This is a genomic window from Vallitaleaceae bacterium 9-2, from assembly GCA_038396585.1.
Taxonomy (GTDB): Bacteria; Bacillota; Clostridia; order Lachnospirales; family Vallitaleaceae; genus UBA1351.
The window spans coordinates 2,828,936-2,844,115 of record CP121691.1 but is presented as its reverse complement, the minus strand read 5'-3'; the positions used below and the strand labels follow the sequence as shown (position 1 = coordinate 2,844,115).

The 15,180-nt window shown below is 33.4% G+C and carries 12 protein-coding genes; 10 read left to right on the top strand and 2 right to left on the bottom strand.

What is annotated here, in order from left to right; all coding sequences use genetic code 11:
• Nucleotides 1-16: 16 nt before the first annotated feature.
• The 4 genes from QBE53_13175 (at nt 17) to QBE53_13160 (ending at nt 6,897) form a co-directional block, all read left to right on the top strand.
• A complete protein-coding gene (locus QBE53_13175; protein WZL80747.1) occupies nt 17-874 on the top strand; it encodes a site-specific integrase in 858 nt (285 codons plus the stop codon).
• Between the two features lie 87 nt (nt 875-961).
• The gene (locus QBE53_13170; protein ID WZL80746.1) at nt 962-1,807 is read left to right on the top strand and encodes a hypothetical protein; all 846 of its coding nucleotides are present in this window, start codon (nt 962-964) and stop codon (nt 1,805-1,807) included.
• Nucleotides 1,804-5,259 (top strand): reverse transcriptase domain-containing protein, encoded by a 3,456-nt coding sequence (locus QBE53_13165; protein ID WZL80745.1) that lies wholly within the window; start codon nt 1,804-1,806, stop codon nt 5,257-5,259. Before QBE53_13170 ends, QBE53_13165 begins: the two co-directional genes overlap by 4 nt.
• A gap of 381 nt (nt 5,260-5,640) precedes the next feature.
• Nucleotides 5,641-6,897 (top strand): hypothetical protein, encoded by a 1,257-nt coding sequence (locus QBE53_13160; GenBank protein ID WZL80744.1) that lies wholly within the window; start codon nt 5,641-5,643, stop codon nt 6,895-6,897.
• Nucleotides 6,898-7,112: 215 nt separating this feature from the next.
• Here QBE53_13160 and QBE53_13155 read toward each other — a convergent pair whose 3' ends face one another.
• Both QBE53_13155 and QBE53_13150 read right to left on the bottom strand, forming a co-directional pair.
• The gene (locus QBE53_13155; protein ID WZL80743.1) at nt 7,113-7,976 is read right to left on the bottom strand and encodes a DUF6179 domain-containing protein; all 864 of its coding nucleotides are present in this window, start codon (nt 7,974-7,976) and stop codon (nt 7,113-7,115) included.
• A 43-nt stretch (nt 7,977-8,019) separates the two neighbouring features.
• Nucleotides 8,020-8,559: a DUF6323 family protein gene (locus QBE53_13150; GenBank protein WZL80742.1), complete on the bottom strand. Its 540-nt coding sequence runs from the start codon at nt 8,557-8,559 to the stop codon at nt 8,020-8,022.
• A gap of 253 nt (nt 8,560-8,812) precedes the next feature.
• Between QBE53_13150 and QBE53_13145 the strand changes: the two genes are divergently transcribed.
• From QBE53_13145 to QBE53_13120, 6 genes are read left to right on the top strand one after another with little or no spacing between them, the layout of a single operon-like run.
• On the top strand, nt 8,813-9,640 hold the full coding sequence (locus tag QBE53_13145) for a sugar phosphate isomerase/epimerase (GenBank protein WZL80741.1): 828 nt from the start codon (nt 8,813-8,815) through the stop codon (nt 9,638-9,640).
• A gap of 33 nt (nt 9,641-9,673) precedes the next feature.
• Nucleotides 9,674-10,771, top strand: a complete 1,098-nt coding sequence (locus QBE53_13140) for a Gfo/Idh/MocA family oxidoreductase (protein WZL80740.1) — start codon at nt 9,674-9,676, stop codon at nt 10,769-10,771.
• Nucleotides 10,734-11,561: a sugar phosphate isomerase/epimerase gene (locus QBE53_13135; GenBank protein WZL80739.1), complete on the top strand. Its 828-nt coding sequence runs from the start codon at nt 10,734-10,736 to the stop codon at nt 11,559-11,561. The genes QBE53_13140 and QBE53_13135 overlap by 38 nt, the downstream gene beginning before the upstream one ends.
• Before the next feature lie 34 nt (nt 11,562-11,595).
• Complete coding sequence (locus QBE53_13130) at nt 11,596-12,639, top strand: Gfo/Idh/MocA family oxidoreductase (protein WZL80738.1); 1,044 nt, start codon at nt 11,596-11,598, stop codon at nt 12,637-12,639.
• A gap of 43 nt (nt 12,640-12,682) precedes the next feature.
• The gene (locus QBE53_13125; GenBank protein WZL80737.1) at nt 12,683-13,708 is read left to right on the top strand and encodes an AraC family transcriptional regulator; all 1,026 of its coding nucleotides are present in this window, start codon (nt 12,683-12,685) and stop codon (nt 13,706-13,708) included.
• Between the two features lie 11 nt (nt 13,709-13,719).
• Nucleotides 13,720-15,093: an MFS transporter gene (locus QBE53_13120; GenBank protein WZL80736.1), complete on the top strand. Its 1,374-nt coding sequence runs from the start codon at nt 13,720-13,722 to the stop codon at nt 15,091-15,093.
• Nucleotides 15,094-15,180 lie beyond the last annotated feature (87 nt).

Here is a 15,180-nt window from a genome sequence, read left to right as displayed (position 1 = left end):
GAGGGGAGTGGTATTTATGGCAAGAATGTCAAAGATGGACTATCAACTATATTGTCGGATGCAGGAGATGTTTTGTCCAAATGAAAGCCGACATCAAGCAAAACAAGAATACAAAGATATGATGGGAAAAGAAGAAACACATAATAGAACGGTAGGCATTCATAGTTTTAAGACATATGATGCGTATAAACAAACCAGTATTGAATTCTCAAAATATATGAAGAAAGAGTATAAAGACATCAAAGATGTAAGACAGGTCAAAGAGGAACACGTGGTCGAATATCTACAATACCGTCAACAGGACGAAAAATCTGCCTATACCATAAGCAAGGATATGGCTGCACTAAATAAGCTTTTCAATTTCTTTGTGACAAAGAAAGAAGCTGGAATTAAAGAGCGTTCTTATAAAGATATAACAAGAAGTCGATTGTATACAGAAAATGATAAGAAATATAATCCGAACAATTATAAAGATCAGATTATGTTTGCTAAAGCATGCGGTTGTCGAAGGGAAAGTGTTCTAGTGGTTACGACAGAATGTTTTACTTGGAAAGATGGAGTGCCAATTAAGGTACATCTTATTGAAAAGGGCGGGAAAGAGCGAGATGCTCATATTTTGGTGAAATATCAGGAAGATTTGAAAAGTGTTTTGGAAAATAAGGAAATGGGTAAGCCATTGTTTGATAGATATACATCAAAAATTGATAATCATGCATTTAGGCGAGAATATGCTAAGAATAGATATCAAGAAATATTGGGTGAACGTAAAGATGATAAAGATTATAGAGGGCATGACAAAAAGGTTTTGAAAGAACTTACTAAGGATTTAGGGCATAATCGGTTAGATGTTGTTGTTTACAATTATTTGAAGTAAAATCTATAATTATAAAATTTTACGTATGTTATATATTTGTGATAATATAAAACTAGAATAATTAATAGATATGAATGAGGAGAAAGTATGGATGAAAAAATAAGATATCAATTATTTGAAAAATTGCCATTGAGTTCAGAGAAAATTCATCAAACACTAAAAGCATTTTCAGCTTACTTAGATGAATTTAATAAAGATTATAAATACAATTATAAATTCATGGTAAGTTATATTGAAGACTTTGAAAATGCAATGATGGCTCATGAAAAATATTTGAAAAAATGTTTAAGAATATTAAATAATTTAAAGAAGAATAAGATATTGAAAAATGAATTTCAAAAGATAGAGCTGTCTGAAGGCAAAGTATCTTTTGCCTTACTTTTTGATAATGTATTGTATTGTGATATCACAAAAATAAATGATGAAGATCCTGTTAAAATTATTGGATCAGTAAAACCGCATAAATGGGAGCGTATAGTAAAAAATAATGATTTTGATATTGAAGTTACGATTAAGTTGAAATTTCAAAATCTTGAATTAACTCGAAGATTCTATGAAGATGAAAAATTTCAAAACAATCAACAATTATTAACGGTAAAATTTTTTGAAGATTCATACAAAACTATAACTGAAGAAAAAATTGGTACTGAAAGATTTCGAAATCTAATCACTTTAAATAGTATTCTTAAAGAAAATTATTCAATTAAAATTATAGTTGATGAAAACATGAGTATTTGCTTTTCAGAAGGAGTTAAATCGGAATTACTGGGGTGTGATAGTGTAAGCTTCGAGGAAATGGAAAGTGGAGACTTGAATAAAATAATTATTTCGAGTTCAAAAAAAGAATATAAATTTGATATAGATAATTTAGATAATATTGAGTTAATAAAGAAAAAAATCGGGGATGAATTCCTGCAAGAGGAGAAAATATGAAAAAAGAACTAAGCAAGTTGAAAAAAATACTTTTAAGTGAAAAAAACATATATAAAGCTATTTTATCACTTGAATCATATATATTTAATCCTCAATTACTTGATGATGAAGATGTTATATTATTTAATAAATTAAATGATAAATTCAATTGGGAAATATTATTTCGCAACCCTAAAATTGATTTTTTGGATATAAATGATGACAATCTCGTTCAAGATATACTGACTAATGGTGGCTTGATTGAATATGTTAGACGCAAGATTAAAGCTATTATTGATTCAGATAGTGAACTATTTAAAGTTAACGTACATTTTAAAATTAAGGATATAAGTGAAAAGAAGTATAGGCCATTACATTCTGGAAGCATTATAGATAGTATTGCAATGGTATCTATGTTGCATATATTAATATTTGATATGACGGATGATTCTGAGAATTATAAAATGAAGTTTTCAAATTTATCCAAATTAATTCCGAATAATTTCTATGGGAATATTCCATCTAAAAATCCTGAAAGACTTTTTGAAAAATGGCAGAATAAATATAAAGAATATTCAGAGATTACAAATGAAAAATTTACTAAATATCATGAAAGTAATGAATATAAATCTGAAATTGTATTAGACCTTGTTAATTTTTTCCCTTCTGTTAATCCTAAATTAGTGTTTGACTTCATTATTAAAGCGTTAGAAGTTCGATTTGATAATGAAGATTTTGAACTCTTGAAGATAATCACATATAAACTACTAATCTTTGAAGTTAAAAATTTTCAAAATGGATTTAGAGATATTATTGAGCAAAATTATTATGATCAAAATACGATAAGCAGTTTTGTTAAAATAGATGCATCTAAAGAGATATTTATTACTAAAGGTATTCCACAAGGTTTACCACAATCATATTTCTTTGGCAACTTAATAATGGTGAATATTGCAAAGGTATATAAGGAGGTCTTTGCAGGTGAAGCTTATTTTTATGTTGATGATTCAGTGTTATATATAAAGGAAGAAATGACTGATACTAAATTGCAAAATATGTTGAGTGATTTAAATGCATTATTAGAAAAAGAGTCTTTGAGATTTAGCCAAGAAACAAATGAATATTTTAAAAATCGCCTTAATAATTATTCATTAAATGAAAATATGAATTCATGTAATTATAAAATAGAAGTGCATGAAAAAGGAAAAAGTCACTATCAATTAATAAGTGATACGAAAATTGGTTATATGTATTTATTATTTATGAGTAGATTGGCATCTATGGGTTCGTTTGATATGGGGACTACATTTGATGATAATCAAGAAATCCAGTTGAGTGAGAAATTTAGTACGGTTATAAAAGCAATTGATAAAGAGGTTGAGCTAAGTGAGCAGAAACGAGAATTATTATATACAGAGGGGAAATGCGAGTGTGAAAATTGTGATGAGTGTAAAATTACGTGTGTAAAATATAATAATTATACTGATTATATGAGTAAGTTATATAGATTTAAACGTTTTTTTCAGTATAGAGTTTTTCAAGTTCAAATGCAAAAATCTGATGATACATTTGATGAAATTATAGATGAATTGGCAGAGTTGGAAGATGAACAGTTGATAGAACAATTGGATGAAAACATTCTTGAAATTAAATTGTCTATAATTAATCAACTGTTTTTGAAAAAAACAAGAATTGGAATAAAGAACAATGATAAAATAATTAAAATCTATGAAAATTTAAGAAACCTTGAAACGAAACCTTTTAATAACGACAAGAATGTAAATAGTGTTTTTTATTATAATAAAGTTTTTTCATCTACGAGACAGAGCTATCGAGACAAGCAAAACAAATATAAAAATTTAGAAAAAATGATTTCTAGATTAGCAATTGGTGCTAATAAGCATAGAACTTATCAAGAAGAAGAGTTGAAAGAACTACTTAGCTTAATAAACAGCAAAAAATTGATAAATCATATTTTTGAATATTATGGCTATGAGGATAGTCTATTGCCAGAATTTATTGAACCGATTATGTATTGGACAAAACGTTCAAGATATTTATTGAAATTAGTATATAATGCATATGTTTCGTTGATACTTGGGATTGAACTAAATGATAATTTCTTTATTTCTAGGAAAACAAAAAGGTTATTAAATTATTACGAGTTACGAATTGTATTAGTAGTAAGAAATGTAAATGTTGATTTTGAACTTCTGGTCAAAATATTAAATGAATATTTAGATGAATACAAGTTAAATAAATCGAAGTTTAGGACAATTGATTACTCCATTTTTGAAGCATTATATTATTTCAGAACATTTGTCAAAGAATCTAAAAATATAGATGATTTGATATTGATTCATAAATATACTGCTGAGTTATGGGAAAACGGTTCTAAATATATGCACTTTTATACATTGCATAATCAGTCACATGCAATTGAGTTGATTGAAAGTACAAATAGCATATTGAAATCAATAGATTATTTGAAAATATCGAAATTAGATTATTATATTTTATATGCAGCATGTTACTTACATGATATATCTATGGTTTTATACCCAAACTATGATAAATTTTATGATCCTGAGTGGAATGATGTGAATAAAATAATAGATGCACATCTAAAGAAGTTAAATCAAAGCACTTCTATGATATCAGATCAGTATATTAAAATGAAGGAAAGTGTACTTGAAATATATAAAAATATTGAAGGACTTTTTGAAGCAGAAGTTAGAGATAAGCATGCATACAATAGTGCAAAATTTATAAGAAAATCTAATGATTTAAATTTTATCAATGCTGGTATTATAGATCATATTGCTGATGTTTCATATGGCCATGGTATGGACTCGAGAAATATATATCATTTAAAATCAAATGCTTCTGATAGGAGAATAAGCTTGAAATTCATGATGATTTTATTGAGGTTAGCTGATTTACTTGATATGAATGAAAATAGAGTATCATTACCTATATTTTATAATAATAAGAAAAATATGTCAGTTGTATCAAGGTTTCATTGGATTTCTCATCTAATTACTGGGAGTTATATGTTTAAGAATGACTATCAATTAAATGAAAAGGAAAATTCCAGTTATCTAAGACCTAAAGCTATAAAGGAAACTATAACCTTAGTTATTGATATAAATATTAATCAACTGACAACGGTTGAAGTAGGTGAAGAGGATAAGTGTAGCTATGTAGGAATGGAAAATTATACAGGTAACAATGAAGTTGTCTTAGATATAAAGAGCAATCAAGAACAGTGTAATCAAAAAAAATGTAATTTTATTTGTAAATGGTTTAATACAAAGAATAAATGGTTGATAAATGAGTTAAGTAGCCTACAAGTTTATCTAAATGATGTTCAAAGTTATTTTGATACTTCATTTGAAGTAAAATTGGTGTTACGTGATACTACAATATTACGCCCAGAAGATTTTGATGATTTAAAAGATTTTATTTCATAATTTAGGTATGAGATTTTTTGAGTCCCCACCTGAGTCCATAAAAAAACAACGTACCGAAACGCTCCTTTCTTCGGTATATACGCGAGGCGTGATTCATTCGAATCCCGTCTCGCGCTCTCAGAAGTTCCAAGATTCTAGACAACTAGGGTTTTGGGGCTTTTTTACGTGCAAAAAAGAGGATTATGTAGATGTGAAGAGCGAGGGAGTTATATATGCAAAGGCACGAAGACACCTACAAGAGCGTATTTATAAAGATATAACAAGAAGTCGATTGGATACCGTTATATATAGTTATTTGAGATGACATATTTATAGAAATTGAATTCAGTGATATAATCGGATTAATAGATAAAGATAAGCAGTTAAACAGGAGGGTAAATAATGAAAGGAATAAAGAAGGGTATAGTAGCAGTTTTCGTAATTGTACTCGGTTTTACTGGGTGTAATATTAATAATGATAATGAGATAGAAAATGGAGATAATGTCAAAACACAAGTTGAAGATGACATTGAAGACAGTAGATTTAAAGTTGAAACAGATAAAATAACTGTGCTTAAATGGCAAGATGACGCTTTGCAAGATAATGAATTAGAAGTGATTTGTGATATTGAGGATAAAGGTCTTATTGTAAAAATAATCAAAACTTTGACAAGTGAAGAATGGGAAGAAGTCCCTTTTGAAGAAGAAATTCCAGCGGTTCCAAAGTATTATATATCTTTTAATAATGGGACAATGATAAAATTGCTTGGTGATATCGCATATGGAGACATTGTAGATTATACTATAAATGATGGATTATATGATTATTTTAATGGAAGTACCTATTACTTTCCGGAGGAGTTCTTAACTTTAATTGTTGATGAAGTAAATAAAGAAATCAATATAGCAGATGATATTGAAACGGAAGTTTCAGAACGATTAATAAAAGATAATATACATGAATTAAACAATGCAATTCTTACAGAAATTGTACGCAGTTATTTTCTAGTATTTGACTTTGAATCATCGTTTTATGAGCAAGATGTTACAGACTATAAAGTTGCGTTAAAATACATGATGAGTGCCGGTACATATCCTATAAAGACATTTGAATATTGGATACTTTTTGACGAATATTATGATTTAGATACAGCTACATATACTATTCCTGTAAGCGTTGTTGAACAACTTATTTCAAATGATGAAATTGATTCGTCATGGTTTGCCAGTCTTTCAATAATTGATGCTATGTATATTGTTAAGCCTTCTGACAGTTTTATGAGTTGGAGTATGCGACCAGAGATTTATCAATACTTTGATAACGATACAGGGATGATTACGGTGCCAGCAAATATAGTTAATGAGTATATATCAAGCAAGTTTAATACCGTAGTGGATTACTCGCAAATTAAAGATTACTCTGAAAATAGTGATACATATTCCTATTATCCGTTTATGGGAGAATTTTATTATGATATATTGATTGGTGAAGTAATTGTTGATGCTGAAATAGTAATATTTACAAGTATATTAACAGATAATATTGAAGAAAATCCAACAAGTGAACATCAAGCGACTTTTATAATGCAGTTTGTAAATGGTGAATACAAAATATTATCTGTTGAGGTTGAAGAACTTAATTTATTATCAATTAATTAAGTTTATACAAATTTGCTAGAAAATATAAAGCAAGAAGTATTGAAATCTCAAAGGAATGCGATAACTACAATCAATAAAGAATTGATCATAATGTATTGGAATCAAGTTTTGCACTTATAGGAAATCAGCATCATTCGAATCCCATCTCGCGCTCTCAGAAGTTTCAAGATTCCAAGCAATTAGGATTTTGGGCTTTTTTACGCGTAAAAAAACGATCATGAAAAATGAGTGGGGAAAAAGATATCGACAGATGAATTCGAATGATTATAGCTATGCATCAATCGAATAGCAAAGTCCCCAATCACTGGTTTAAAATAATTAAAGCTTTTGGTAATGTCTAAAGCGTTTAATACTTCGCTTAAATGAAGGGTCAACTGGTCTATAAGTTGATCATAAGTGCAGGTGGCGAGATATAGATCTAACTGGTCAATATCTTTTGATGTCATTTGTAGAGTGTCGATAGGTTTCTGAATCAGAAGGGAACTTAATATATTCAGAAGAACGGGATAACAGATATTATCCATAAAATATGTATACCTTGTTGACGTCGAACTGGCGATTCGTTGAATAATATCTTCACGAGGGTAAAGTGTCAATACTTTATTTTCAAGAAGGATTCCGTGTAAATAATGCTTGATTCGGAGAATACCGTTAAGGTCAATGTCATCATGAAGTATAGGATAATCCAATGTTAAAAGGTGATCGTGGGGACGATATTGAAAGTTATAGTGCAAAAAAAAGGCGCTAAGTCCATCAACAACAGTTTGTCGGTAATTGCAAATGCCAAAGTCGTCAAAGCTTTCTAGGAATTGCTGATATTGTTCAAGAGTATCTGCCAGTAGCTCTTGTAATTTTGATTGGCCGATAGTGTAAAGTTTTTCATAATCAAAAGCTTCGTTGTAAACACGTACATTCATATCATCATTCATTAAACTCAAAGATATGGTATATTGAACCGCTTCCATTAACATTTTGGTGGTAGTATAAGTGATGGAGCTACTATCATTAGATGTATATTTTTTTGCAAGTTTTTTTACGATGCCCATTAAATGTAGAAGGTCTTCTTGAGTATAGTTCATTAATTTTTCTTCTCCCTTATAATCCTAATATGCAAAGAAATGTCTACCAAAATAAATCTTTTAAAATCGATTGATAAAGGTCTGGATCCCAGCGAGTTTCTTGTGATAAGTTGGCGTCTTCATTTTCACCTTGATTTTTGATAAAGTCTTTGTACCCCTTACGTATTGCTTCTGAAAAGCGAGTAAGGCAGGTATCACGAAGATAGTTTATATCGCCATAGCAAATCTCATCAAACTGTTCCCGCATAAAAGTGAATAATTCATCGTCAGATATCTGGTCATTACACTCATTTTTGAAGGCGTAAAAAAGATCTTCAAGTTCATATAAAGTCATAGCATAATTATTTGAGTCAATATAAGGAGAGTCACAAAAGGTGTAAATAAGTTTGTCCAATATACCGTCATTTAATTCAATCCTTTGATATTTTTTTAGACTTGCATTTCGTGCCAAGATAAGTTCTGATATCTCATTCTGAGATAATTGGAGCCCAAAGGCAAGGGTTTTTTGATTGACTATTTCAATCTTATTGCGTTCGTTTTTAGAAAGAGTTGATGATAGTATGACTAATAAATCATTATCCATAATTAACCTCCCATCCTAGTGATAAGATATTATATAACCGTTGGCGATTCAGTACAAGACTTGAAAAAAAGCCGATTTTGTGGTAATATAGAACTATAAAAGAGCGGAAAAACCGCTCTTTTTTTGTGCTTTTTTTTAAAACAGCAAAAAATACCAATAAGTTGACCAAGTACTGCATAGAAGAAGTTAAGGGGTAGGTGCTAAACTAAGACCATCAGAACAAACACTTATTTCAAAAAGGAGATGGAAGAAGATGAAGATTGGATTGCAGTTATTTTCAGTAAGAGATGAATTGGTAAAGGATTACATGGGGACACTTGAAAAAGTTGCAGCGATGGGGTTTGAGTACGTTGAGTTTGCAAATCATAATGCAGGTAAGGAATTTGAGGCAGAATTGCCAGATCCTGTAGAACTAAAAAAACACCTTGACCGTTTAGGACTAAAAGTTATTTGTAGTCATTTGTGTGATTCGGATATTGATGGATTTATTGACTACAACTTAAAGATAGGTAGCAGCGGAATCGTTATGCCGATGGCATTTTTTAACAGCAAGGAACAAACGGTAGCTTATGCCAAAGAGCTGAATGCAATTGGGAAAAAATGTGCCGATGCAGGCTTGAACTTCTACTATCATAATCACTTCCAAGAGTTTGAAAAGTTTGAAGGTGAGACGGTTATGGAGATATTGATTAACAATACATCACCAGCATACGTTAATTTTGAGCTGGATACTTATTGGACACAACGGGGTGGGGTAAATCCGGTGGAGTATCTTCAAGAGATTGGTGAGCGTTGTAAGATAGTACACCAAAAAGATATCAATAAATCCTTAGCACCAGAAGATGTGAATATTCTCGATCACGTTGAAGGTGAGATAACAATGGATACCGTTTTACCGGTTATGAAGCCTGAGAACTTTACGGAGATCGGAACAGGAACTATGGATATTAAGGCAATTGTGAATCAAGTTAATCAAATGGACAGCGTTGAATACATTATTGTTGAAGTAGATATGTCGACACTTCCATCTCTTGAAAGCGTAGAGATTAGTCTTAAGAATCTTAAGAAAATAATGGCATAGACAATTAATGGTGGATAAGTAAGGAGAAGAAAGATGAAACGATTAAAGTTTGGAATTATCGGCTGTGGAGGCATTGCCAACCAAAAACACTTACCTGCGCTAACATACTTAAACGAAGAAGTAGAGATTGTTGGACTGTGTGACATCATCGTTGAACGTGCCCAAAAAGCAAAAAAAGAATATGGACTAGATAATGCAACCGTTTATGAAGACTATCAAGAACTGCTCAAGGATGAGACAATTGATGTTATACATGTCTGTACACCAAATGTGTCGCATTCATTCATTACAGTCGAAGCCTTAGAGGCAGGCAAGCATGTCTTATGTGAAAAACCGATGGCGATTAATTCTCAAGAAGCTAAGAAGATGATTGAGGCTGCAGAAAGAACAGGTAAAAAGTTAACCATCGGGTATCAAAACCGATATAGAGATGATGCACAGTTTGCACATAAAGTATGTAGTGCTGGGGAACTTGGGGATATCTACTATGGGGAAGCCTATGCTATTCGACGTAGAGCAGTTCCTACCTGGGGCGTATTTATGGACAAAGAAAAGCAAGGTGGAGGACCACTGATTGATATAGGAACGCATGCCCTTGATTTAACGCTTTGGATGATGGATAACTATGAGCCTGCAATTGTTGTGGGATCAACATTTAGTAAGTTAACAGATAAACCAGAGGCGAATATGTTTGGACCATGGGATCCTAAGACATTTGACGTAGAAGATTCAGCTTTTGGCTTTATCAAGATGAAGAACGGAGCAACTATTTTCCTAAAGGCGTCCTGGGCACTTAATACAACGGACACGAGAGAAGCGATGTTTAGCTTATCTGGAACCGAAGCTGGATTTGAGATGACAGGTTCAGCATTTGACGGAACGATGACATACAACATTAACAGTGAAAAGAACGGACAACTTATTGAGACAAAACCAGCAAAAGCAGCTCAAATCGCATACTTTAGTGAAGATCAAAGCGATTCAGAATCGACAAGAGAAGTTAGACAATGGCTTGATGCGATTCATAATGATACAGAGCCATGTGTAAAACCGACACAAGCCTATGTCGTTACACAAATTCTTGAGGCCATTTATGAATCAGAGAAAACAGGAAAGGCGGTGTACTTCTAAGATGATGACATTGGGTAGGATTGCAGGGGCACAGGAACAGGCATTTATTGAAGCCAAGAGAATAGGGCTGGATTTTCTCGAATTCACAGTAGATATCGGGGATGATGGCGAGGAATTTGTTGCTAAGGTTGACCAATTGAAGCAATGGTCTGAAGAGACAGGCGTTGGTATTGGTTCTGTGGGACGATGGAAAACCGATAGAATTGATGAAGCTGGTGACGTTATCGAAGAAGAACTTCAGATTTGCTTTAATTTAATTGACGCGGCTGCTGCCCTAGGATGTAGTAATTTTGTCAGTGGGTGTAATTATATCCAATCTCGAAGCTATCTAGATAACTGTCTGTCAGCCATTGATTTCTACTCAAGATTAATTGCTTATGGTGCTAAAAAGAATGTACGAATATCATCAGCAACCTGCTACAAAAATAACTTTGTGAACAATCCTACAGCTTGGCAAGTGATTCACGGGCATTTGCCGGAGCTTGGGATTAAGTATGACCCATCACATAGAATCTATGCAGGAGAAGATTATCTACAAGAAGTGAAGGATTGGGGGCATCGGTTTTATCATGTGCATCTAAAAGGTTCTTTTGCCATGGGGGGAGAGCGAATTGACGAACCAATTCCAGGTATGGATCAGACCAATTGGCAGCTTTTTATGTCGCTGTTATATGCCAAGGGATACGATGCGGGCTTAAGTATAGAGCCACACTCATCATATATTACAGGTAAACGCGAGGTTAAAAGCATCGAATTTACAGTCAATTACTTTAAAAAAATGCTTTTTTAATTGGATGATTATAGATGTTGGAGGTGCCAAAATAATGAAGTTAAGATATGCGTGCATTGGGATTGGTGGAATTGCAGGCAAAAAACACTTAAAGCAGTACGCAATGGTGGAATCCATTGAGATGGTAGCTGTGTGCGATGTTGATAGTGAGAAAGCGAAGCAGGCGGCAAGTAAGTTTGGAATTGCTAAGGTTTACTCGGATTATCAAGAACTGTTTCGACAGGAGAGGCTGGACCTTGTCAGCATCTGTACACCCAATAATCTTCATGCAACAATGGTAAAAGCTGCATTAGAAGCGGGAATACATGTACACTGTGAGAAGCCCTTGGCCTTAAATCCAAAGGAGATTGAGGCGATTATTGAGGCGAAAAATCGCACAGGAAAAAAAGTTCTCGTTGGGTTAAACAAGCGTTTTACGCCAGAGACTGAGTACATCAAGCGATGTATTGACGCTGATTTTCTTGGCGAGATATATCACAGCCAGTGTGGATGGCGTAGAAGAGCAGGTATTCCTGGGCGAGGCAGTTGGTTTACAGACAAGCAAAAATCTGGTGGTGGAGCTCTAATCGACCTAGGCGTGCATATGATGGATTTGACCATGTATTTGATGGATTATCCGATACCTATAGCCGTTGATGGATCAGCATATCAAAAATTCAATGAAAGCCATACACGCGATAGGAATGGATATAATGGTTCCAAAGAAGGCGTGTTTGATGTAGAGGACATGGCCGTAGGGCATGTTCGTCTAGACAATGGCTGTACCTTAAGCTATGAATTTAGTTGGGCGTCGAACATCAAAAAAGAATCCTTCTACTATGAATTAAAAGGAACCAAAGGAGGCGTGACGTTCATTGATAACCAACTTGAGATATACACAGAGTTAAATGGTGTTTGTGTGGATGTCATACCTAGATTGAATGAACGTGTTGCTAGCATAGGAGAATGCGAACATTTTGTTGAATGCATCGTTCATGATTTGGAGCCAAGAGCTACAGCTGAACAGGCATATGAGCTTAGCAAAATAATTGATGGTGCATATACGTCATCTACTATAGGGAGACAGGTAAAACTGTGATACACTTAGAGTAGACTATCATTAGCTAAGAGGTGAAGATCAGATGAATTATCCCTATGAATTTATAAGATACAATGCATCCATTCCCATAAAACTCTTTTGTCTTCAATATCCAATGAGCCTTTCGCTACAACCGATAAAAGAAGATAAGGATTATGTCTATATGCCAAAAAACCAATTGCACTGGCATACTGAAGTGGAGATTATCTATGTGATTAAAGGTGAGATTAAAGTGGTCTGTGAACATCAGGACTATTTGATGCAAAAAAACGATCTCATTTTATTTAATAGTAATGCACTGCATACCACAAGTGCGACGGGGAATGAGAGCGCGGTGTTTATCTGTATTCAGATGAATAAAAAGCTTTTTGAAGACCATTGTAAAGATTTTGATGATGTAACCTTAAAGTGCAACACCAAAATTGAATCAAAGCATTCAGAACAAGACTATGATCTTATCCGAATGATTATATCCCGAATGATGCTGGCGATAAATAATGGTAAAGCATATAAGGAGCTTTTGGTTGAAAGCTGGCTAAGTATTTTAATTTATCAATTACTGCGTAATTTTGTTGAAGATAGTGCTCAGCAGGTGCATCGAAAGATTGCTTATAAAAACATGGAACGCTTAAAGCGGATCATTAGCCATATCAATAATAATTATCAAAATACACTGACACTTCATGAGATTGCGGATTCAGAACATTTGAACCTGCATTATCTATCGCATTTTATCAATGACAATCTGGGAATTTCATTTCAGCAGTACCTGACCGATGTTCGATTTGAAGCTGTGTTGGAAAAGCTAATCAACACAGATATGAAAATCATAGATGTCGTCTATGAGTGCGGATTTTCAGATGTGAATAATTTTTATAAACTTTTTAAAAAGCGTTATGGGACCACGCCGTTAAATTACAGGAAAAAATTTTCGGCGACGTCACATGCAATCGAGATTGATTCGCGTAGAGCGCTTATGGGGGAAGTCTCTGAGAAAAACAGAGAACTGATTATGAAGAAAGTTGAGCAAATCCAACAAAAATATGGTTGGATTAATTTACCCGGTTAAAGGAGAAGAATATGGATTATGTTATAAATACGGATACAAAAAACATGGTTAGCAACAAAGAACGTTTTGGATATTCGCTTGGGGATGTAGCATCAAATCTGACATTTACACTGGTAACAACTTATTTAATGTTTTTTTATACAGATGTCGTTGGTCTAGCACCGGCTGTAGTCGCAACACTTTTTTTAGTCGCTCGAATATGGGATGCGATTAATGACCCGATTATGGGAATTGTAGTGGATAAAACGGATACAAAATGGGGAAAATGCCGTCCGTGGTTTCTGTGGTTGGCGATTCCTTATGGCATTATAGCTATCTTAACCTTTACAGTACCCGATTTGTCTATGAATGGAAAAATCATATATGCTTATGTTACTTATATTGGATTGGGCATGATTTATACAGGAATCAACATTCCATACTCTGCTATTTTACCCAGTTTAACAAGTAATGTCCAAGAAAGAACAGAGGTCAATGCAGTGAGAATGATCATGGCAATGATTGGTGGACTAATTGTCAATATGTTGACCATGCCCATGGTTAATGCACTAGGTAATGGCAATAATGAAAAAGGGTTTCAGATGACTATGATTATTTTTGCATCTATTGCCGTTGTCTTGTTTTTGATTACCTTTGCCAGCACGAAGGAGAGAGTTAACTTTAAGCAAGATAAAAAACAAACGGTACGCGATGGATTTAAGGCGATAAAAGGGAATCTGCCTTGGTTGATATCACTCTTGATTAACTTTGTGTTCTGGGTTGGAATGACCATGAAAACAGGTACGATTGTCTATTATATGATCTATAATATCGGTAGAGAAGATATGATTCCGTTAGTTATGCTGTCAATAACAGCGGGAATGCTTCCGGCAATCGCTCTATCACCTGCACTTTCAAAATTAGTCAAAGGTAAGCGTAATACAATGATAGTCGGAAACATTATCGCTATTATAGGTACACTTATTATGTTTGCAGCAGGCACAAATAATATCGGGCTATTAATCGCCGGTAATGTGATAGGTTCTTTTGGTGTAGGTTTTACAGCAGGTGTATTATTTGCTGTTATGGCAGATACAGTAGATTATGGAGAGTGGAAATCGGGCATTCGAGCACAGGGGCTTTTGTATGCGGCTTCAAGCTTTGGTGTAAAACTTGGAATGGGAATTGGCGGTGCACTGAGTGCAGCAATTCTTGGGTATGTAGGCTATATAGCAGGCACACAGCAGACAGAAGCAGCACTTGCAGGAATCCGCTTTAATATTATATGGATGCCAATCATTGCTTATATTGTAGCCATTGTTTTACTATTATTTTATAAGTTAGATAAGGAGCAAGATCAGATGCAATATGAACTTGCACAAAGAAGAATGGCCCACGAGGCATAACAAGCAAAGCTGGAACCTTTTGAACAAAGGCTCCGGCTTTTTATATCTATAGGACACTCAGCACTGTTAATGGACAAGTGGCTAGTG

Excerpts from the sequence above, each read along its gene's own strand:
- QBE53_13125 (WZL80737.1), top strand. The coding sequence starts at position 12,683 with ATGAATTATCCCTATGAATTTATAAGATACAATGCATCCATTCCCATA.
- QBE53_13145 (WZL80741.1), top strand. The coding sequence starts at position 8,813 with ATGAAGATTGGATTGCAGTTATTTTCAGTAAGAGATGAATTGGTAAAG.
- QBE53_13120 (WZL80736.1), top strand. The coding sequence starts at position 13,720 with ATGGATTATGTTATAAATACGGATACAAAAAACATGGTTAGCAACAAA.
- QBE53_13130 (WZL80738.1), top strand. The coding sequence starts at position 11,596 with ATGAAGTTAAGATATGCGTGCATTGGGATTGGTGGAATTGCAGGCAAA.
- QBE53_13140 (WZL80740.1), top strand. The coding sequence starts at position 9,674 with ATGAAACGATTAAAGTTTGGAATTATCGGCTGTGGAGGCATTGCCAAC.
- QBE53_13135 (WZL80739.1), top strand. The coding sequence starts at position 10,734 with ATGAATCAGAGAAAACAGGAAAGGCGGTGTACTTCTAAGATGATGACA.
- QBE53_13150 (WZL80742.1), bottom strand. The coding sequence starts at position 8,559 with ATGGATAATGATTTATTAGTCATACTATCATCAACTCTTTCTAAAAAC.
- QBE53_13155 (WZL80743.1), bottom strand. The coding sequence starts at position 7,976 with ATGAACTATACTCAAGAAGACCTTCTACATTTAATGGGCATCGTAAAA.
- QBE53_13165 (WZL80745.1), top strand. The coding sequence starts at position 1,804 with ATGAAAAAAGAACTAAGCAAGTTGAAAAAAATACTTTTAAGTGAAAAA.
- QBE53_13175 (WZL80747.1), top strand. The coding sequence starts at position 17 with ATGGCAAGAATGTCAAAGATGGACTATCAACTATATTGTCGGATGCAG.
- QBE53_13170 (WZL80746.1), top strand. The coding sequence starts at position 962 with ATGGATGAAAAAATAAGATATCAATTATTTGAAAAATTGCCATTGAGT.
- QBE53_13160 (WZL80744.1), top strand. The coding sequence starts at position 5,641 with ATGAAAGGAATAAAGAAGGGTATAGTAGCAGTTTTCGTAATTGTACTC.